Raw genomic sequence first — 20,160 nt, forward strand, 5'->3', positions numbered from 1 at the left:
AAAGATAAAGGGGGATTAGGTATTATGCCGATTAAATGGCAGAATAGCGGATCACGCCCATTTAAGCCGTTGGATGAGAAAAGTGAAAATTTTAGTCGATGAAAATATGCCTTACGCTGAACAGCTCTTTAAGCAATTAGGGGAAGTTCAGGCAATTCCGGGCCGCCCTGTGCCTAAGGGGATTCTGGAACGTGCAGATGCCTTTATGGTTCGCTCTGTTACTAAAGTTAATGAATCCTTGCTAAAAGGTAGTCCGGTGAAATTTATCGGTACTGCTACTGCCGGAATGGATCATGTTGATCAGCAATGGTTAAAGCAGGCAGGTATTGGTTTCTCCGCTGCTCCCGGATGTAATGCAATTGCTGTGGTTGAATATGTCTTTTCTGCACTGATGGTATTGGCTGAGCAGGATCAGTTTCAACTGAAAGATAAGATTGTCGGCATTGTTGGTGTTGGTAATGTCGGAGGACGTCTGGCTGACCGACTGGCTGCTTTGGGCGTGAAAACCTTGCTGTGTGATCCACCTCGTGCCGATCGGGGAGATGAAGGCAAATTCTGGCCTTTGGAAAAGCTGGTCAGGGAATCAGATATTCTGACGTTCCATACGCCGCTTAACACATCAGGCCCTTATCAAACTTACCATTTAGCAGATGCAGAATTGTTTTCTGCTCTGCCGGATAACCGAATCTTAATTAATGCCAGCCGTGGCGAAGTGGTTGATAACCAAGCACTGTTATCAGCACTGCAAAACGGAAAAAAATTACGTGTCGTACTTGATGTCTGGGAGCCAGAGCCTAACCTTTCATTACCTTTGCTTAACTTGGTTGATATCGGTACACCGCATATTGCGGGATATACTCTGGAAGGTAAGGCTCGTGGCACAACTCAGGTTTTTGAGGCGTATTGTGAATTCCTGGGGAAATTCCAGAAGACAGAATTGTCTGAGCTGTTGCCTGAGTCTGATTTCAGCCATATCACAGTTCATGGCGAAGTGACACAAAGCATCCTGAAGCGCTTGATGCATTTAGTGTATGATGTGCGCCGTGATGATACACCATTACGTCAGGTAGCCGGACAGGATGGTGCTTTTGACCAGTTGCGGAAAAATTATCCGGAACGTCGGGAGTGGTCTTCCCTGACAGTGCATTGTGATTCAGAAAGCAGTGCTCAATTACTATCCGTAATTGGGTTTAACGCTAAATTGATTTAATGCAAAAGAGATTTAACGCAGGCAGAGGTTTTTGCCTGTTACCAAAATAAAAAAGCAGTGGAATAAAAAAGAAGTGGAGAAAACCAACATGTCAGAAGGTTGGAGTATTGCGCTCTTGGGTGCAACGGGCGCAGTGGGTGAAGCGATATTGGCGTTATTGCAGGAACGCCAGTTTCCGGTTGGTGAACTGCATCTTCTAGCCAGTGAGCAAAGTGTCGGGAAAATCCAGCGTGTTAGCGGCAAAAATATCACTGTTCACGATGCCGCAGAATTTGACTGGTCACAGGTACAGCTCGCATTTTTTGCTGTGGGTATGGAAGTGACAGCACAATATATTACAAAAGCAACAGAAGCGGGTTGTCTGGTTATTGACAGCAGTGGGTTGTTTGCAACAGAGCCGGATATCCCATTGGTTGTTCCGACAGTGAACCCGTATGCTTTAGCTGAATATCGTAACCGTAACATTATTGCGGTTGCTGATAGTGCTACAAGTCAGGTGCTAACAGCTATCAAACCGTTAATTGATGCTGCGGGCATTGCACGTTTACAGCTGACCAATATATTGCCTGTTTCCGTACATGGTAAAGCTGCTATTGAAGAGTTGGCAGGGCAAAGTGCCCGTTTATTGAATGGTATTCTGCCCGATGAAGGACGTTTTAGTAAACAACTGGCGTTTAACTTGCTACCGCTATTGCCTGATGCTGAAGGTACGGTACGCGAAGAGCATCGTATCGTCGATCAAGTGCGTAGGATATTGCAGGATGAAGGTTTGCCTATTTCAGTGAGTTGTGTTCAATCTTCCGTGTTTTACGGTATTGCCCAGATGGTTAGTCTGGAAACATTGCGTCCGGTTGGTGTAGAAGAAGCGCGTGGAGAATTTGAACGTCTTGAAGAAATTCAGCTCTCGGAAGAGGGCGATTATCCGACTCAGGTTACAGATGCATCAGGTGCTGATGGGTTGAGTATCGGTTGTTTGCGTAATGATTACGGAATGCCGGAGATGTTACAGTTTTGGTCTGTTGCCGATAATATCCGCTTTGGCGGCGCTCTGATGGCGGTTGAAACCGCAGAAAAACTGATACAGGAGCAATTTTACTGATGTCTGATACAGAACTGAATCAGTCTGTGCCAGAAGCAAAAAAAGTGAAAATTGCACTGGGGATTGAATACGACGGCAGCCGCTATTATGGTTGGCAGCGCCAGCAAGAAGTCAGAAGTGTACAGGAATATTTGGAAAAAGCACTGTCAAAAGTGGCAGATGAGCCTATTTCTGTTTTCTGTGCGGGCAGAACGGATGCAGGTGTTCACGCAACCGGGCAGGTAGTGCATTTTGAAACGTCAGCACAACGTAAAGATGCAGCATGGACAATGGGCGTTAATACTCATTTACCGCCGGATATTGCAGTACGTTGGGTAAAAACGGTAGATGATGAATTTCATGCTCGTTTCAGTGCAACAGCGCGTCGGTATCGGTATGTTATTTTCAACCATCGTTACCGCCCTGCGGTACTGGCGAAAGGTGTCACGCATTTTCACTACCTGCTGGATGAGAAAAGAATGCATGAAGCGGCACAATGTCTGCTGGGAGAGAATGACTTCACTTCTTTCAGGGCAGTACAGTGTCAGTCTAATTCGCCGTGGCGTAATCTGATGCATATTAATGTCAGTCGTCATGGGTATTATGTTGTTGTGGATATCCAGGCCAATGCTTTTGTTCATCATATGGTGCGCAATATTGTTGGTAGTTTGTTGGAAATTGGTTGTGGTAATCAGGGCATCCAATGGATGGCTGAATTACTGGCACTGAAAGATCGGACAAAAGCAGCCGCAACAGCTAAAGCTGAAGGGTTATATTTAGTCGCAGTGGATTATCCTGTCCATTTTGGCTTGCCTGAGCCTGTTATGGGGCCCTTATTTTTGGCCGATAAATTAATCTGATACTTTCGAATGATGACAGGGATGTTTAGGCATAACGAGGAATATTATGGAGTTGTTTACTCATTTTATTGATTTCGCGAAGTTCATTGTCGATTTTATTTTACATATTGATGCTCACTTGGCCGAATTGGTTGCTGATTATGGTTATTGGGTATACGGCATCTTATTTTTAATCGTATTTTGCGAGACGGGGCTGGTGGTGACACCATTCTTGCCGGGAGATTCTCTGCTATTTGTAGCGGGAGCACTATCGGCATTAGATTCTAACAATCTTAACGTGAATATTATGGTGGCGTTGATCATCATTGCGGCCATTATTGGTGATGCCATAAACTATACCATTGGACGTATTTTCGGTGAGAAATTGTTTAATAACCCGGATTCTAAGATTTTTCGCCGTAGCTATCTGGATAAAACTCATCAGTTTTATGAAAAACATGGTGGAAAAGCGATAATTCTGGCGCGATTTGTGCCAATAATCCGAACATTTGCGCCATTTGTTGCCGGGATGGGAAAAATGTCTTATCGCCATTTTGCTGCTTATAATGTCATTGGCGCGTTTGTATGGGTATTATTGTTCACTTATGCTGGTTATTTATTCGGTGATATGCCGATTGTTCAGAATAATCTGAAACTATTGATTGTTGCAATTATCTTTATTTCTATTCTGCCTGGGGTTATTGAAATTTGGCGTCATCGCCGTGCCGCATCTAAAAAAGCGGTAGATAATAATTAGATAATCATCAAACAGGTTTGAGTAGTTTTTTGTCCACACTGTTATAGCATTGTGGTTTAATGGCACGTAAAACATAAAGCTGGCACATACCCAAGTATACCAAGCATACATTGTTAAAAGTATGTGCCAGAATCAGACGGAAAGGTTCATTAATGAGCTGGATTGAAAAGATTCTAAATAAAAGCAAAATAATGCAAACTCGTAAGGTAAGTATTCCTGAAGGAGTTTGGACAAAATGCGACAGTTGCAGTCAGGTACTTTACCGCGCTGAGTTAGAGCGTAATCTTGAAGTGTGTCCGAAATGTGACCATCATATGCGAATTTCTGCCCGTCAGCGTTTGCAGGCATTTCTGGATGAAGAAAGCACGACAGAGTTAGGCAGTGAACTGGAGCCTAAAGATATCCTGAAATTCCGCGACATTAAAAAATATAAAGATCGTTTGGCTGCGGCTCAGAAGCAAACTCAGGAAAAAGATGCCCTGATCGTGATGAAAGGTACATTACACGATATGCCAGTAGTGGCTGGTGCATTTGAGTTTAACTTCATGGCTGGCTCAATGGGCTCGGTTGTAGGAGCACGTTTTGTTCGCGCTGTTGAACAGGCTCTGGAAGATAACTGCCCATTCGTCTGCTTTGCTTCCAGTGGTGGGGCACGTATGCAGGAAGCGCTGATGTCGCTGATGCAGATGGCAAAAACCAGTGCTGCGTTGGCGAAAATGCAGGATCGGGGTTTGCCTTATATCTGTGTTCTGACTAACCCAACAATGGGTGGTGTGACCGCCAGTATGGGGATGCTGGGTGATATCAATATTGCAGAGCCTAAAGCACTGATTGGTTTTGCAGGCCCACGGGTTATTGAACAAACTGTCCGTGAAAAATTGCCGGCAGGTTTCCAGCGTAGTGAATTCCTGCTGGAAAAAGGAACAATTGATATGATTGTGCGTCGCCCGGAAATAAGGGAAAAAATCGCCAGCCTGCTTGCCATGCTGACGCATCAGCCACAACCCGGTACGAAGACAGAGGTGACAGAAATTGTTGCCGAACCTGCTGACGTTGAAGTTGACACAAACATCAATCCTAATAAAGAAGATGTCTGATACCTTACAAACTCCTCAAGCCATGTCGTCGCTGATGACGTGGCTTTCCTATCTTGAAAATCTGCACTCGAAAGCTATCGATATGGGGCTTGAACGTGTGGGTACACTCGCCAGGCAGCTGGATCTATTACATCCGGCCCCTAAAGTCATTACGGTATCCGGCACTAATGGTAAAGGCACAACCTGTCATACTCTTGAATCCATTTTTCTGGCTGCTGGTCTGAAAGTGGGGGTGTATAGCTCACCGCATTTGGTGCGCTATACCGAACGGGTACGTATTCAGGGTAATGAACCGACAGAGCAGGATTTTTGCCGTGTCTTTGCGGATATTGAATCTCAGCGTGGTGATATTTCCTTAACCTATTTTGAATACGGTACATTAGCAGCATTGCAGCTTTTCAAAGAAGCTGATCTGGATGTTGTGATCCTCGAAGTAGGCTTAGGCGGCCGTTTGGATGCGACTAATATTGTGGATGCTGATGTTGCGGCAATCACCAGTATTGCGCTGGATCATACGGACTGGCTCGGAGCAGATCGCGAACATATCGGGCGAGAGAAAGCTGGTATTTTCCGCCGTGATCACTTTGCTGTCGTCGGTGAACCTGATATGCCTCACTCCATTGCGGAAGTGGCCAATGAACTGGGCGCGAATTTGTTCTGTCGTGGTGCCGATTGGGATTTTTTACAAGACGAAGGCGGCTGGCACTGGCGAACAGCGACCCGGCAGTTTAACTCGTTGCCTATTCCTAATCTGCCATTGGCTAATGCAGCAACGGCAATGGGAGTGATCCACTGCTTGTTGCAGCAGAATGATAAAATCAGTCAGGCTATTGATGAACGCGCACTGCATGAAGGTTTAAAATGTGCTCAGTTGGCGGGACGTTTCCAAATCATCAGAGAAAACCCACTGGTTATTCTGGATGTGGCACACAATCCTCATGCGGCTGGTTATCTGGTACAAAAACTGGCTGAATTGCCCCGTTCACCAGACAGCAAAATACGGGGTGTTGTCGGTATGCTGCAAGACAAAGACATTGCGGGGACGCTTGCCTGTCTTTCCCGGCAAATTGACGAATGGTATTGTGCATCATTACATGAACTCCGAGGTGCAGAAGCAGAGGTGCTGGCTGAACATCTCCCTGAATCCCGGACATTCACGGAAGTGGAACAGGCATGGCATCAGGCCATGGAAGACACATCAGAACAAGATATCATTGTGGTTTGTGGCTCTTTCCATACTGTCGCCCATGTTATGGAATCATTGGAGGAGTGAAGGGACGTGGCAAGTAAGTTTCAAAATCGTTTAGTCGGAACCATCGTTCTTGTGGCACTGAGTGTCATCGTGTTGCCGATGCTGTTTGACGGCGATAAGAAATACAATGAAGAAAAATTCGCTTCTATTCCATTAGTGCCTAAGCCTGGTGATGAAGAGAATATTGATTCTATTCCGCCACTGACTCAAAGTATGCCATCTACACCACCAGAAGGCGCGGCTGAGGCGATGCAGACACAAACTCAGGAACAGCAGTCAGGAACAGACATGCTGTCTGATTCGTCATCGTCTGAATCTGCGCCGCGGGTTCCTCCTCCTGTTACAATCACTAAAGATCCCAAGCAGGCAAGACCTGAATCTTCCTCTATGCAGAAAGTGGAAACTAAACCAGAAGCCAGGCCACAGATTAAGTCTGAAAGCCGTCCAGCAAGTCGGCCAGAAGCGAAACCTCAACCTGTAGAGCAGGCGCCACAAGCAGTAGCATATGTTGTCCAGCTTGGTGCGTTAAAAAATGCAGATAAGGTAAATGAGATAGTGACCAGGCTGCGTCTATCGGGACATCAGGTTTATACTATCCCTTCTTCTCCGGTACAGGGGCAATTGACCCGGATTTATGTCGGGCCTAATGCCTCAAGGCAGGCTTTGGCATTTGTTTTGCCTGAATTGAAAGAGTCAACGGGTTTGCAGGGGCAAATCAAAAATTACAAGCCATAACAAAAATTGATCTTTCATGCGGAGCTGGAATCTCCCGTGAAAGATCAAAAGCCTTATTATAGAGTCGATAAAGGTTAGGTTGATAGGTTCTTTAATTATTTTTGGTACAGTGATAAATCTGCTACGCAAACGTTTTCGTTTTCTGTTAGAATGCGCCCGGCCTGAGTGTCGGGAGCCTATTTTGGATTAAAATATGGTCTGGATTGATTATACAATTATTGCCATTATTGGTTTCTCTGCACTGGTTAGCTTGATTCGCGGTTTTGTTCGTGAAGCGCTTTCTCTGATTACTTGGGGATGTGCTTTCTTTGTTGCAAGCCACTTTTATACTTATCTGGCGGTTTATTTTACTCGCCTTGAAGATGAGTTGGTGCGTAATGGAGTAGCGATTGCTATCTTATTCATTGCAACACTGATCGTTGGCGCAGTAGTAAACTATGTCATTGGTTCACTTGTTCAGCGAACAGGCTTATCAGGTACAGATCGGGTTCTGGGGATCTGTTTTGGGGCATTGCGTGGCGTATTAATTGTTTCTGCCATTCTATTTATTGCGGATTCTTTTACACCACTTCCCAAAAGTGCAGACTGGCAACAGTCACAACTGATCCCGCAGTTCAGTCAAATTATCAGGTGGTTTTTTGACTACCTGCAAAATGCGTCGAGTTTCCTACCGGAGAAATAATCCTCTCCGCCTGACTGATGAGGAAAGACTACATGTGCGGTATTGTTGGTATCGTTGGTTTTACATCGGTTAACCAGTCGATTTATGATGCATTAACGGTGCTTCAGCACCGTGGACAAGATGCAGCAGGTATTGCGACTATTGATGGTAACAATCAGTTCCGTTTACGTAAGGCCAATGGTTTGGTTAAAGATGTGTTTGAAACACGACACATGTTACGTTTACAGGGGACAATCGGAATAGGGCATGTCCGTTACCCAACAGCGGGTAGTTCCAGTGCTTCAGAAGCACAGCCCTTCTATGTGAATTCTCCTTTTGGTATCACATTGGCACACAATGGCAATCTGACAAACTCCCATGAATTGAAAAAAATCCTGTTTGAAAATGCCCGCCGCCATGTTAATACCACTTCTGATTCTGAAATCCTGTTGAATGTTTTTGCTAATGAATTAACCAAATTCCCGCATTTCCCATTAGAGCCAGATAATATTTTCGCAGCAGTAGCGGCAATGCACCGAAAAATTCGTGGTGCTTATGCCTGTGTTGCTATGATTATTGGGCATGGTCTGGTGGCTTTCCGCGATCCGAACGGTATCCGGCCTTTGGTATTGGGGAAACGTACACTGGCAGATGGGCGCAGTGAATATATGGTGGCATCAGAAAGTGTGGCACTCGATACCTTAGGGTTTGAGTTCCTGCGGGATGTCGCTTCTGGCGAAGCAATTTATATCACTGAGCAGGGGCAATTATTTACTCGCCAGTGTGCAGATCATCCTTCATTAACACCTTGCCTGTTCGAATTTGTTTATCTTGCCCGTCCTGACTCCTTTATTGACAAAATTTCTGTCTATAACGCACGGTTGCGCATGGGTAGGAAACTGGGTGAAAAAATTGCCCGTGAATGGGAAGACTTACAGATAGATGTTGTGATCCCTGTTCCTGAAACGTCTTGTGACGTGGCACTGGAGATTGCCCATATTCTGGATAAACCTTACCGTCAGGGATTTGTTAAAAACCGTTATGTCGGACGCACTTTTATTATGCCCGGTCAGCAGGAGCGTCGGAAATCAGTTCGGCGTAAACTGAATGCCAATCGTGCGGAATTCCGGGGTAAAAATGTATTGCTGGTGGATGATTCTATTGTACGTGGCACGACTTCAGAACAAATTGTGGAATTGGCGCGTGAAGCTGGCGCTAAGAAAGTCTATTTTGCTTCGGCTGCGCCTGAAGTTCGTTTCCCGAATGTGTATGGGATTGACATGCCAAATGCTAATGAATTAATTGCTCACGGCAGGGAAATCAAAGAAATTCGCCAGCTCATTGGTGCTGATGCGTTGATATACCAAGATCTCACTGATCTGATCGCTGCGGTGCGTGAAGAAAATCCGGATATTGAAAGATTTGAAGGTTCAGTTTTTGATGGTATCTATGTCACAAAAGACATTGACCAGATTTATCTCGATTATCTGGAAAATCTGCGTAAGGATGATGCCATGAAATTACGCGGGCAGAGCGAAATTGAGAGTTTAGAAATATATAATGAAGGATAATTATATTCCTATTATCATTGAGTTATTTCTAGTATCTCAGAGGACACATGAAAAAACTGATCGTCGGGCTGACAGGAGCAAGTGGTGCGATTTATGGTATCCGATTACTGCAAGTCTTACAGCCTGTAGAAGATATTGAAACACATTTAGTGATCAGCCAATCAGCCCGACAGACATTGGCATTGGAGACTGACTATACCTTGCGGGAAGTTCAGGCTCTTGCCGATGTTGTGCACGATAACCGTGATATCGCTGCCTCTATCTCTTCAGGATCATTTAAGACCGCAGGAATGGTGATCTTACCTTGTTCTATTAAAACATTGTCGGGTATTGTGCATAGTTACACGGATGGCTTAATCACCCGTGCCGCAGATGTTGTCTTGAAAGAAGGGCGCAAATTAGTGTTGGGAGTCAGAGAAACACCATTGCATTTGGGGCACTTAAGGTTAATGACTCAGGCTGCTGAAATAGGGGCAGTGATAATGCCGCCAGTTCCTGCGTTTTATCACCGCCCTGAGCGTATTCAGGATATCATTGACCAGACAGTTAACCGGGTACTTGATCAGTTTGATATTGAACTGCCAGAGGATTTATTCAATCGTTGGCAGGGGACGAAACTCACTGATGTTTAATGCTGGTTAGCATTTTCCTTTAATAAACTCTTTAAGGCTTCTTCTAATTCAAAATAGCGGAAGCTGAATCCAGCTTCTTCTAACCGTTTGGGTACAGCTTGTTGCCCCCCTAAAATCAGTGCTGCTGCTTCTCCCATTGCGATTCTTAATACAAAAGCAGGTATACGGATAAAAGCGGGGCGACGCAGGATTCTTGCCAATATCGCACTGAACTGATCATTATGAACAGGATAGGGCGCAGTTATATTGAAAGGGCCATCCAGTTCTGGAGAAACCAGCAAGTAATAGATGCCGTTGACCATATCATCAATATGGATCCACGGTATATATTGTTTGCCACTTCCTATTGCTCCTCCAAGTCCCAAACGGAATAGAGGCAGCATTTTTTTCAGTGCTCCCCCATTACTGGCTAAAACGATACCTGTCCGTAACAGGCATATACGGGTCTTTTCACTTTTAGCTTGTAATGCCAGCTTTTCCCAGCGTTCACAGAGCTGGTGAGAGAATTCATCATGGGGAGGATCATTTTCTGAGATAACTGCTTGCCCCTGATCACCATAATACCCAACGGCTGAACCGGAAATAAAAACAGCAGGGGGGGACTCACCAGCCTTAATTAAAGCGCTTAGTTTTTCAGTTAATTGCCAACGGCTTTGGCAAAGTTTATTTTTTTGTTCTGGTGTCCAGCGCTTATCAGCGATAGGTTCACCAGCAAGGTTGATAACTGCATCAAAATCGTCCAGATTGCTCTGTTCATTCAATGTCGTCCAGCATTCCACCTTATCGCTGAATAAAGAGTAAACCTTTTGTGGAGAACGGCTCAAAATGGTAATGGAGTGGGAGAGTGAAAGCAATTGATAGATTAGCTTGCGACCTATCAGCCCGGTTCCTCCCGTAACTAAAATATGCATAACCACCCCCTGTAACCAAAAGTGGATATACTCTCGTCTTTCAAGTTACAGCTCTGTTGGCTGCAACTTGAAATCCATCGGTATAATCATTGATTGACTATAGCAAGGGATGGCTTATACAGCAGCGAAATATGCTGTTATCTGTTATCAATATCAAGTTTTAGTGAAAAGTTTCGTTGCTAAACGAGCTTCCATCATTATTTGTATGCTGCCTTTGTTGCTGGCCGTTGACTGATGTTTTCGAGCCATTTTTCAACAGCAGGGTAATCCTGCAAATTAATTTTTTGATATTCATAACACAGCGCCCACGGATAGGTGGCAATATCAGCAATACTGTATTCATTGCCGCCAAGATACGGTGTTTTTTCCAATTGGGTATTCAGTACCTTGTATAAACGCTGAGTTTCTGTCACATAGCGGTTTATCGCATAGGGTACGACTTCTGGGGCATAACGATTGAAATGGTGGTTTTGTCCAAGCATCGGGCCGAATCCCGCCACTTGCCAGAATAGCCATTGTTGCTGTTGAATGCGTTCCCGTTCATTCTGGCTCAGAAATTTCCCGGTTTTTCCTGCCAGATAGAGCAAGATAGCGCCTGATTCGAAGATAGATATGGGTTCCCCTCCATCAGCAGGCTCATGATCGACAATTGCGGGGATCTTGTTATTGGGTGAGATGGCTAAAAATTCCGGGGTAAATTGTTCATCAGTACCGATATTGATTGGATGAATGGTATAAGGGAGACCGGTTTCTTCAAGGAACAGTGAAATTTTATAGCCGTTAGGCGTAGGAGCGTAGTATAGATCTATCATATAACCTCTAGTAATAATAATGTTAGGATAAATGTTAGATTTATTACATTAGCATTGATTTTGTTTGTCTGTAAAATGCCATCGATCCTCTATAGCTGTGTGAGTGGATTTATTTTTCCGGTTAGGTGCTTGTATCAAGACGAAGGGTATAGAGAGGCCGCCACACAGCAAGAGTTAGATTCATAGATTATTTCGTAAAGGTTCTAGGATGACTCAAGAGAAATCAGTAAATATTGAGTGGGTTGATATCGTTAATGAAGAGAATGAAGTCATCGCACAGGCAACTCGCCAGCAAATGCGTAGCCAAAACTTGAGGCATCGGGCAACTTACATTGTTGTACATGATGGGATGGGGAAAATACTGGTTCAGCATCGCACAGAAACAAAAGATTTTTACCCAGGTAAATTGGATGCAACTGCTGGTGGTGTGGTGATGCTGGGGGAAAGTATGCTTGAATCTGCCCGCCGTGAAGCCGAAGAAGAGTTGGGAATTGCCGGAGTTCCTTTTGCGGAGCATGGGCTTTTCTATTATGAGGAAGATATCTGTCGTACATGGGGAGGGTTATTCAGCTGTGTCAGCCACGGGCCATTCGCGTTACAGGAAGAAGAAGTTTTCGCGGTTTACTGGCTGTCACCTGGAGAAATTACTGCTCGTTGCGATGAATTTACACCTGACTCTTTGAAGGCGCTTTCTTTATGGTTGGATCGCAACAAAAAAGATGTTAGCTGAGATCCGTAATTGAAAAGATAACGTTTACAGGCTCCTCATTCTGAAGAGCCTTTTATGCTTTTGTCTTTCAAATTGCTGCTTTATTGACTGCAATTTGAAATTCATAGGATGTATATTACTTTTTTTATATACCACTCAATAATTAATCTTTTAATATAGGTAAAGTTGTATTAATTATTTGTTTTTAAATGATTAATTGGCTTTTTTTCTTGAATTGAGCCAATTTTTTTAAATTGAAACTATAGTCAATTAGATGTATACAAAGACGCTATTACGGAAAATGTCAGTCGCATATATTTATAGTGGTAAGAATTATAAAATTTATAACACAGAAAATAATAAATACACTCAATAGATTTCAAGTTACAATTAGAGCGGAAAAAATAGAAATAGCCGATAAATAGTTAACTTGAAAGATAAAAAGTATCAGTGATAATTATTTATAGTAAGTCAGATTTACAAGGGGAGTGTCATGGTTGCATTAAACCTCAAACAAGGTCTGACAATGGCTGATTTCTCCAATGCTGTTGTGCGTGCTTTTATTGATATTACTATTATTGGTGGGATCTACTTTTTTCTCTGTGGTATATGGGGAGAGCCGCCTTCAGTAGGTGTTTACCTTATTATTTATCCACTGATTTCTATCATTACAGTTTCTTTTGAAATTATTTATGATAATGTCAAAGCTCATTCTGATAAATACACTCATCGCGCTTTGTTAAATAAAGTTGGAGAAGCAAGTGTTCTGATGAGTGGGCGTGGAAGTCCTTATCGATTATGGGGGCTAATTATCCTTTATGCTTTAATGTTTTATATTATATTACTACTTCCTTTTTATTTTTTATTACAGAATACTTCACTTTCATTACAATTAAACATTTGGTTAGCATTAATTATAAGTTTTTTATTGGTAGTGTTTTCAAGTTGTTTTATTGTATCCAAACTTAAGTATTACGCTGTTGAATTATACGGGAAACTATTTTCTACTAAAAAAGTTGAGGTAAGAAAAGAAGACAGTGACGCACATATAATATTTAATTATTTTTTACCTTGGGCAATTATTTCCGGTGCGATTGCAGGCTTACTAGCATATGGTTATTTTCGAGAAGAAAGTGGTAATTTTACAGAGGTAATTACCGTTTCAGTAGTGGCTTTTAGTGCAGGAGGAACATCCTATATTATTTCTTTATGGATAGCTTATGTGACACAGAAACAAACTATCCTTGATATCGAAGCAAATTTATTACGCTTTGAAAAAGATGATAAGCTTGATGAAAGCTCAATGTATTTTTTAATTCATGCTTTTAGTGCATGTGTCATAGCATTAATCTTTATCGTGACGCATTTTTTATCTATAGATCATCTTTCTCCAATACAAATAACAGTTATTGAAACTGTGGTTGGAGCCACATCCGCTGTGGCAGGTTCAATAGCCGGGTTATTGAGAGGGAGAGCAAAAGTTTTATCCAAAAAAATATAAGTAACATTCTTGTCAGAATATCTTACTAATCTACCTTGATTTACGTGTATTCGAATAGATTTCGAAAGCATATTTAATGGTTAATAATGATGTTCCTGACAGCGGATGACAGTGAATGACAGTGAAAACACTCAATGCAGTGCATTAAATATGTGCTGGATACGAGACTGTTTTGTTCAAAACGCGAGGAATGTATGTCCAAGACGTATTTTTTGCATGATAGGAAAATTAGTGGGGATATTGCGATCGTTGGGATGGCAACTCATTTCCCGGATGCACCGAATTTATATAATTTCTGGGAAAATATTATAGGCAAAAAGGATTCACTGATCGATATCACTGAGATGTCAAAGGAAGAATATTGGAAAAAAGAACACTTTTACCATCCAGACCCAACAGCCGCCGATAAAACTTATGGTCATCGTGCTGGTTTTGTGCCTGCCATTGATTTTGACCCTGTGGAGTTCAAGATTCCGCCCGCGATTCTCGATTCGCTCAGTACAACCCAGTTATTTGCTCTGTATGTTGCCAAGCAGGCGATGCAGGATGCCGGTTTGCTGGATCAGAAAAACAGTAAAGTTGATCGTGAGCGTATTGGTGTAATTTTGGGGGGAGGCGGTAATGGTAATACATCATTCTCGCTGTCTGCCCGTCAGCAGACTCCTTACTTGCGCGAAATCATGATGAAGTCAGGTCTTTCCGAAGAAGTGGCAAGCGATATTATTGAACGCGCGCACGGAATGTATCTTGAGTGGAATGAAGACAGCTTCCCGGGGTTTTTGGGCAATGTTGCCTGCGGCAGAATTGCCAGTTATTTTGACCTTGGTGGCACATCTTATATGGTGGATGCTGCCTGTGCCAGCAGCCTTGCTGCAATCAAAGCCGCAATTGGTGAGTTACATTCCGGTAGCTGTGATGCGGTCTTAACAGGTGGTGTCAATCTGGAAAACTCCATTTTTTCTTTCCTGTGTTTCAGCAAAACCCCTGCATTATCGCGAAATAATGTATCCCGCCCCTTCGATCAGAATGCTGATGGCATGATGTTGGGGGATGGTGTGGGTATGTTGGTTTTGAAGCGTCTTGAAGATGCTGAACTGGATGGTGATAGGATCTATGCAATCATAAAATCTGTCGAAGCCTCCAGTGATGGCCGTGCTAAAAGTATTTTTGCACCCCGTCTGGAAGGGCAGGTAAAAGCACTGAAACGAGCCTATGCTTGTGCGGGGATTGTGCCGGGTGATATTCAGCTGGTTGAAGCACACGGTACAGGGACAGCATCAGGTGATGATACAGAACTTAAGAGTCTGCATGCTGTGTTTGGCGAGTTTCAGATCCCGCCGAAATCAGTGGCGATTGGTAGTATCAAATCCCAGATTGGACATACCCGTTGTGCAGCCGGCGCTGCTTCTATGATCAAAGTTGCATTGGCGTTACACCATAAGGTATTGCCACCAACTATTAATGTGAAGAAGCCTACCGATCTGTTGATGTCAGAAAACAGCCCTTTCTACGTCAACAGTGAAGCCAGACCGTGGCTACGTTCATTCAGCAATGCACCACGCCGGGCGGCATTAAGTGCCTTTGGTTTTGGTGGTACTAACTTCCACGCTATTCTGGAAGAGTATGAAAAACAGACACACGGCCGTTATCGGTTGAATGAATCACCTTGGATCATGTTGTTTAAAGGTGAAAATCCCGCGGACTTGCTTTCACTGTGTGAGGCAGCTTTATCCCGCTTCACTGGCGATTTACCGGAAAATGCCATTCGTCGGCATCTTGAGCAACAAGACATTGAAAACTTACAGTCGCATCAGGCCAGAGTTGTGTTCGTTTCTCAATCTGTAGCACAAACAGCGGAATTGCTTTCTATCGCTGTTAATCAGTTACAACAAAGCCAGTTACAGCAAAATAGCACCAACGGTTGGGAACATCCCCGCGGGATCTATTATCAGCCTAAAGGAAAAGCACTGGATGGCAAGGTTGTTGCTCTGTTCCCCGGTCAGGGTTCGCAGTATGTCAATATGGCGCGGGATATTGCCAATGACTATCCTGAAATGCGTCAATCACTGGAAGCACTGGATGATGTCGCTATCAGTCAGTCAGGTCATGAATTGTCCCCTGTTATTTATCCCGTACCTGCCTTTTCAGAAGAAGAACATACAAAACAGCAGCAACGGCTGACAGACACTGCTAATGCCCAGCCTGCATTAGGGGCAATCAGTGCGGGTTATTTCAATATATTAAAAAATATGGGCTTCAGACCTGATTTTGTCGCGGGTCATAGTTATGGTGAAGTCACAGCTCTCTGGGCTGCGGGAGTACTTTCCGAGAAAGATTTCCACCGCGTTTCTCTGGCAAGGGGATGGGCCGCTGCATCAGCTAGCCAGCTCTGTAGTACTGATTCGGATGCTGGTGCGATGCTGGCAGCTTCTTTGACCCATGCACAACGTGAAGAAATTCTGCAACGTTATACAGGTATTGTCATTGCTAATGATAACTCTGAACAGCAGGTGGTCTTTGGAGGAGAAACTGACCAGATTAATCAGCTACATGATGAGTTGAAAAAACAGAATATTCATTGCCGTATTTTGCCTGTCTCTGCCGCTTTCCATACGAAATTTATTCAGCCGGCCTATCAGCCTTACCGTGAGTGCCTGACTGATATCCATTTCCAGCCACCAGAGTGCAAATTATTCTCTAGTGCAACAGCAGAACCCTATGACAATTCACCACGAGTAATTCGGGAATTGTTGGCAGAACAACTGATAAAACCAGTTAAGTTCCGTCAGACCATAGAGGCAATTTACCAGCAGGGAGGGCGCTTATTTGTTGAGTTCGGGCCGAAAGGTGTCTTAGGCAAATTAGTATCTGATATTTTGAAAAACCGGGAGCATACCGTGATTTCAACCAACCCCAGTGATAAAGGGGAAGAGAGATTACAGTTAGCCCGTGCTCAGGCCAAATTACTGGCAGAAGGTGTCAGGCTGTGGGATATAAACCAGCATGTCCGCATCAAGCCAGTGGAAGAAGACAAAGGTAAACGTCTGACATTCAGACTAAGCGGCGGTTTCTTCTTATCCGAGAAAAATAAAGCTCGGCGTCAACATGCCTTGCGTGATGGTGATCATGCTGTTGTTGAGCGGTTTATCGCGGGATCATTACCACAGCCAGAAAAGGCAGTATCGGCAGAAATTGAAAGTCACCCTGAGCATGAAGTTGAAAGCGGAGTCGTCGATAACATCGAAGATGCCGTTGAAAGTTACATTGAAAACGAGATTGAAAGCAAGATTGAAAAGAAGACTGAAAAGGTGATTGAACACAAGCAACCTGTTTCAGCCGAATTTTTCCAACAGAACGTTCTGACAATTATTCAACGACGAGATAACCCCATGGAACAGAATAATAAATTGAGCGAAAGCCAAAATGCTGAAACATTAAATGGACTGTTGCAGGCTCAACAGGTAATGAGTCAACTACACCAGCAATTTCAGACGAATCAAAAAGAGTACATCCAGTTGTTGAGTATGTTACTGGAGAAACAATACAGTTTGCTGGAAAGTTGCAAAGATCACCAGAACCTGCCAACGATGCTCTCCAGTTTGAGTCAAAGTGTTCAATTGTTGGACAAAAACCTCGAATTATACCATACCAATCATGAACGCTATTTTATGACGCAACAGAGCCTGTTCCAGTCCGGGCAGGCAGCACCTGTTATGGCATCGGTTAGCCGTCTGACTCAATCTGTTGTCGAATATTCTGCCCCGGTAAAACCTGCTGAATCTATTTCTGCCCCTGTATCTAACATACAGCCAGTAGAAATGGTGGAAAAAATTGAGGCAGTGCGCCCAATGATGCCAGAAATGCCAGAAATGCCAGAAATGCCAGAAATACCAGAAATACCTAAGACTGAGGAAGTTCCGGTTACGTCAGTGGTATCAATGGTTTCTTCTGAATCGGCTAACGAACCGATTAAGCTTGAGCCAGAACCGGAAAAAGCGGTCGTCAAATTGCAGGCGAAAGTACTTGATCCTGAAGTAGAAAAACTGATTAAACATCTTGAGCGGATCACTGAAGAAAGCATCATCAGCCAATTGATCAACATTGTCAGTGAAAGAACCGGTTATCCGCAGGATATGATCAGCTCAGAGATGGATCTGGAGGCGGATCTGGGTATTGACTCCATTAAGCGGCTGGAAATCTTCGGGGCGATGTTTGATGCATTCTCTGCGAACATGGGGCTTTATAGTGAGACAGCAAGAAATAAAGATATGGAAAACTTCGAAGTCGATTCGTTGAGCACTATTGCTAAGATGAGTGACTTCTTCAAGCACATGATCGATGAAGCAGTGAGTGCCTTGTATAACAAGGGGCTCGGATCTGAGCCAGAACAGGTACAGCCACCTGTAGAACACCATGAAAAAGAGCAAGTTGTTGTTGCGGAAGGCAGTGGAGGGGCATCCGACAAATTGCGGTCATTGGGATTTGTCACCTCGACAACGGCTTCATCTGAGGGCTACAACGTAAAAAAGCCGCTAGCTGAATCGCAACGGATGGTGTCCTCTGCGGTTCAGCCTGAACTGAATCATAATATTGCACTAAATAAAGAAGATGAAGAAAAGCTCTTTGCAGACTCGCCCGTTTCCCGTTTTGCGGTGGTGAAACAACCTCTGCCAATGCCGGATTGTTTGCAGGATGTTTTTTCATCCCCCAAACGCTGGCTGGTGGTGGAAGAGGGAACAACCAGTGTGGATAACCTGGTCGCAGATAAGACGGTTGTAGAGAACATCGTGGAAGTACTGGAACAGCGGGGACAGCAAGTGGTCGTTCTGTCACTGAAGCAAAATCAGGCCGCAATGGGTGACGAATCTGTGCTGGATGCTGTATTGGCAGATATTGAACAGCAACATGGCACTATTGAAGGAGTCATCTATTTGCAGGCTCTGAAACAGGGGGTTAAGGCATTGGCTGATGTATTCAATGAGCAGGATTACCGCTCAGTTGAAACCACTTTCCTGTTGGCAAAACGCCTGCAAGGCAGCCTTACCCGTGACGGGAAACTGCCGGGATACTTCATGGTAATTATGCGGGGGGATGGTGAACTGCTGACTTCCGGGCGTGAATACTTACCGATTGTTTCTGCGGGCATCACTGGATTGACCAAATCGCTGAATATTGAATGGGGGAATGTCTTCTGCCGCACCGTAGACATTGATGCCAGAATGAAAGACAGCGACGTGGCAAAGGTAGTGATAGAAGAGCTTCAGGATAGCCGGACTGATGTGGCAGAAATTGGACGCAGTGTAAATGGTGAACGCATGACATTGGCGCTGAAGGAAGAAAAAGTATTATCAGCGGCATCAGCCATGCAGGTCAGTCCCCATGATGTACTAGTTGTGACAGGGGGAGCCCGTGGTATTACAGCACACTGTGTTATTGAACTGGCAAAACAGAGTCAGGCGGCTTTTATTCTGCTCGGACGTACCGATATGACTACACCGTTGCCGGAATGGTCTGTAGGCAAAACAACCTTGGCTGAACGCAAAACGGCAGCTATTGCCCATCTGCAAGGACAAGGGATTCAGCCGACACCGGTTAAGGTCAATAGTATGTTGAGCCGCCTTATCCATATTGACGAAATCAACGCCACATTACAGGCGATCAGGCAAGCAGGGGCGCGTGTTATATATCTGCATTGCGATATCACTGTTCAGGAACAGGTGAAGAGGGTATTGGAGCAAGCCCGGCAGCAGTTTGGGCCAATAACAGGCTTAATTCATGGTGCCGGAAATCTGGCGGATAAGCGGATCGAAAAGAAAACGCTGGCGGATTTACATTCGGTGTTTAATGCCAAAGTCAAAGGGCTTGAAAACGTATGTCGTGGGTTGGATTACACATCTCTGCGCCATATCATGCTGTTTTCATCAGTTTCCGGCTTCTTTGGTAACGCGGGGCAAACCGATTATTCACTGGCAAACGAGACGCTGAACAAATTTGCCTACCTGCCTTTCGGTGGCAAAAATAGCCAGATAATCCGTTCAGTGAATTGGGGGCCGTGGGATGGCGGTATGGTCAGCGATGTTCTCAAACGGGCTTATGAGGCTCAGAACATGGTGATTATTCCGCTTGACGAGGGAATAAAACGTTTTGTACGTGAGTTTAGTGATCCCCGTTCGCGTCAAATTACTATTGGAGGGAAAACTTATATGGCTCCGAAAAAAACGATACCTAATAAATTACGTAATGTAATCAATAACGCTGCAATTTGAAAAGTGAAAGTATAAAAATCACAAAAGAATGACTCCATTAAATAATGGAGTCATTAAATAATGAATAAATTAAATAGTGAAAGAATTATGCTGAATAACGAAAAATAATCATGAGTTATAAATAATAAA

At 44.0% G+C, this 20,160-nt stretch carries 15 protein-coding genes; 13 read left to right on the forward strand and 2 right to left on the reverse strand.

Annotation, left to right across the window (positions count from 1 at the left end):
* The first annotated feature begins 82 nt into the window (after nt 1-82).
* From pdxB to Xbud_RS12920, 10 genes are all read left to right on the forward strand, one after another.
* Nucleotides 83-1,210, forward strand: a complete 1,128-nt coding sequence (gene pdxB, locus Xbud_RS12875; RefSeq protein ID WP_099136439.1) for a 4-phosphoerythronate dehydrogenase PdxB — start codon at nt 83-85, stop codon at nt 1,208-1,210.
* An 88-nt stretch (nt 1,211-1,298) separates the two neighbouring features.
* A complete protein-coding gene (locus tag Xbud_RS12880; RefSeq protein WP_099136462.1) occupies nt 1,299-2,309 on the forward strand; it encodes an aspartate-semialdehyde dehydrogenase in 1,011 nt (336 codons plus the stop codon).
* Nucleotides 2,309-3,148 (forward strand): tRNA pseudouridine(38-40) synthase TruA, encoded by an 840-nt coding sequence (truA, locus tag Xbud_RS12885; protein WP_099136440.1) that lies wholly within the window; start codon nt 2,309-2,311, stop codon nt 3,146-3,148. Before Xbud_RS12880 ends, truA begins: the two co-directional genes overlap by 1 nt.
* 46 nt (nt 3,149-3,194) lie before the next feature.
* Nucleotides 3,195-3,884, forward strand: coding sequence for a DedA family protein (locus Xbud_RS12890; RefSeq protein ID WP_416778045.1), 690 nt, complete (start codon nt 3,195-3,197; stop codon nt 3,882-3,884).
* A gap of 152 nt (nt 3,885-4,036) precedes the next feature.
* Nucleotides 4,037-4,981, forward strand: coding sequence for an acetyl-CoA carboxylase, carboxyltransferase subunit beta (accD, locus tag Xbud_RS12895; protein ID WP_099136441.1), 945 nt, complete (start codon nt 4,037-4,039; stop codon nt 4,979-4,981).
* Nucleotides 4,974-6,254, forward strand: a complete 1,281-nt coding sequence (folC, locus tag Xbud_RS12900) for a bifunctional tetrahydrofolate synthase/dihydrofolate synthase (protein WP_099136442.1) — start codon at nt 4,974-4,976, stop codon at nt 6,252-6,254. Before accD ends, folC begins: the two co-directional genes overlap by 8 nt.
* A 6-nt stretch (nt 6,255-6,260) precedes the next feature.
* Nucleotides 6,261-6,968: a cell division protein DedD gene (dedD, locus tag Xbud_RS12905; RefSeq protein ID WP_099136443.1), complete on the forward strand. Its 708-nt coding sequence runs from the start codon at nt 6,261-6,263 to the stop codon at nt 6,966-6,968.
* Nucleotides 6,969-7,161: 193 nt separating this feature from the next.
* Nucleotides 7,162-7,650 (forward strand): colicin V production protein, encoded by a 489-nt coding sequence (cvpA, locus tag Xbud_RS12910; RefSeq protein ID WP_038264857.1) that lies wholly within the window; start codon nt 7,162-7,164, stop codon nt 7,648-7,650.
* 32 nt (nt 7,651-7,682) lie between these two features.
* Nucleotides 7,683-9,200, forward strand: a complete 1,518-nt coding sequence (gene purF, locus Xbud_RS12915; RefSeq protein WP_099136444.1) for an amidophosphoribosyltransferase — start codon at nt 7,683-7,685, stop codon at nt 9,198-9,200.
* A gap of 47 nt (nt 9,201-9,247) precedes the next feature.
* On the forward strand, nt 9,248-9,832 hold the full coding sequence (locus Xbud_RS12920) for a UbiX family flavin prenyltransferase (RefSeq protein WP_099136445.1): 585 nt from the start codon (nt 9,248-9,250) through the stop codon (nt 9,830-9,832).
* On the opposite strand, the gene Xbud_RS12925 is transcribed toward Xbud_RS12920, so the two are convergent.
* On the reverse strand, nt 9,829-10,743 hold the full coding sequence (locus tag Xbud_RS12925) for a TIGR01777 family oxidoreductase (RefSeq protein ID WP_099136446.1): 915 nt from the start codon (nt 10,741-10,743) through the stop codon (nt 9,829-9,831). The genes Xbud_RS12920 and Xbud_RS12925 overlap by 4 nt on opposite strands.
* Before the next feature lie 197 nt (nt 10,744-10,940).
* Complete coding sequence (locus Xbud_RS12930) at nt 10,941-11,555, reverse strand: glutathione binding-like protein (RefSeq protein ID WP_099136447.1); 615 nt, start codon at nt 11,553-11,555, stop codon at nt 10,941-10,943.
* A 208-nt stretch (nt 11,556-11,763) separates the two neighbouring features.
* Here Xbud_RS12930 and yfcD point away from each other — a divergent pair, with 208 nt between their 5' ends.
* The 3 genes from yfcD (at nt 11,764) to Xbud_RS12945 (ending at nt 20,031) form a co-directional block, all read left to right on the forward strand.
* Nucleotides 11,764-12,285, forward strand: coding sequence for an NUDIX hydrolase YfcD (gene yfcD, locus Xbud_RS12935; RefSeq protein WP_099136448.1), 522 nt, complete (start codon nt 11,764-11,766; stop codon nt 12,283-12,285).
* 472 nt (nt 12,286-12,757) lie between these two features.
* Nucleotides 12,758-13,765, forward strand: coding sequence for a DUF6347 domain-containing protein (locus tag Xbud_RS12940; protein WP_099136449.1), 1,008 nt, complete (start codon nt 12,758-12,760; stop codon nt 13,763-13,765).
* A 194-nt stretch (nt 13,766-13,959) separates the two neighbouring features.
* A complete protein-coding gene (locus Xbud_RS12945) occupies nt 13,960-20,031 on the forward strand; it encodes a type I polyketide synthase (RefSeq protein ID WP_099136450.1) in 6,072 nt (2,023 codons plus the stop codon).
* Nucleotides 20,032-20,160: the final 129 nt, after the last annotated feature.

Origin of the sequence: Xenorhabdus budapestensis, assembly GCF_002632465.1 — a bacterium.
Classification (GTDB): domain Bacteria; phylum Pseudomonadota; class Gammaproteobacteria; order Enterobacterales; family Enterobacteriaceae; genus Xenorhabdus; species Xenorhabdus budapestensis.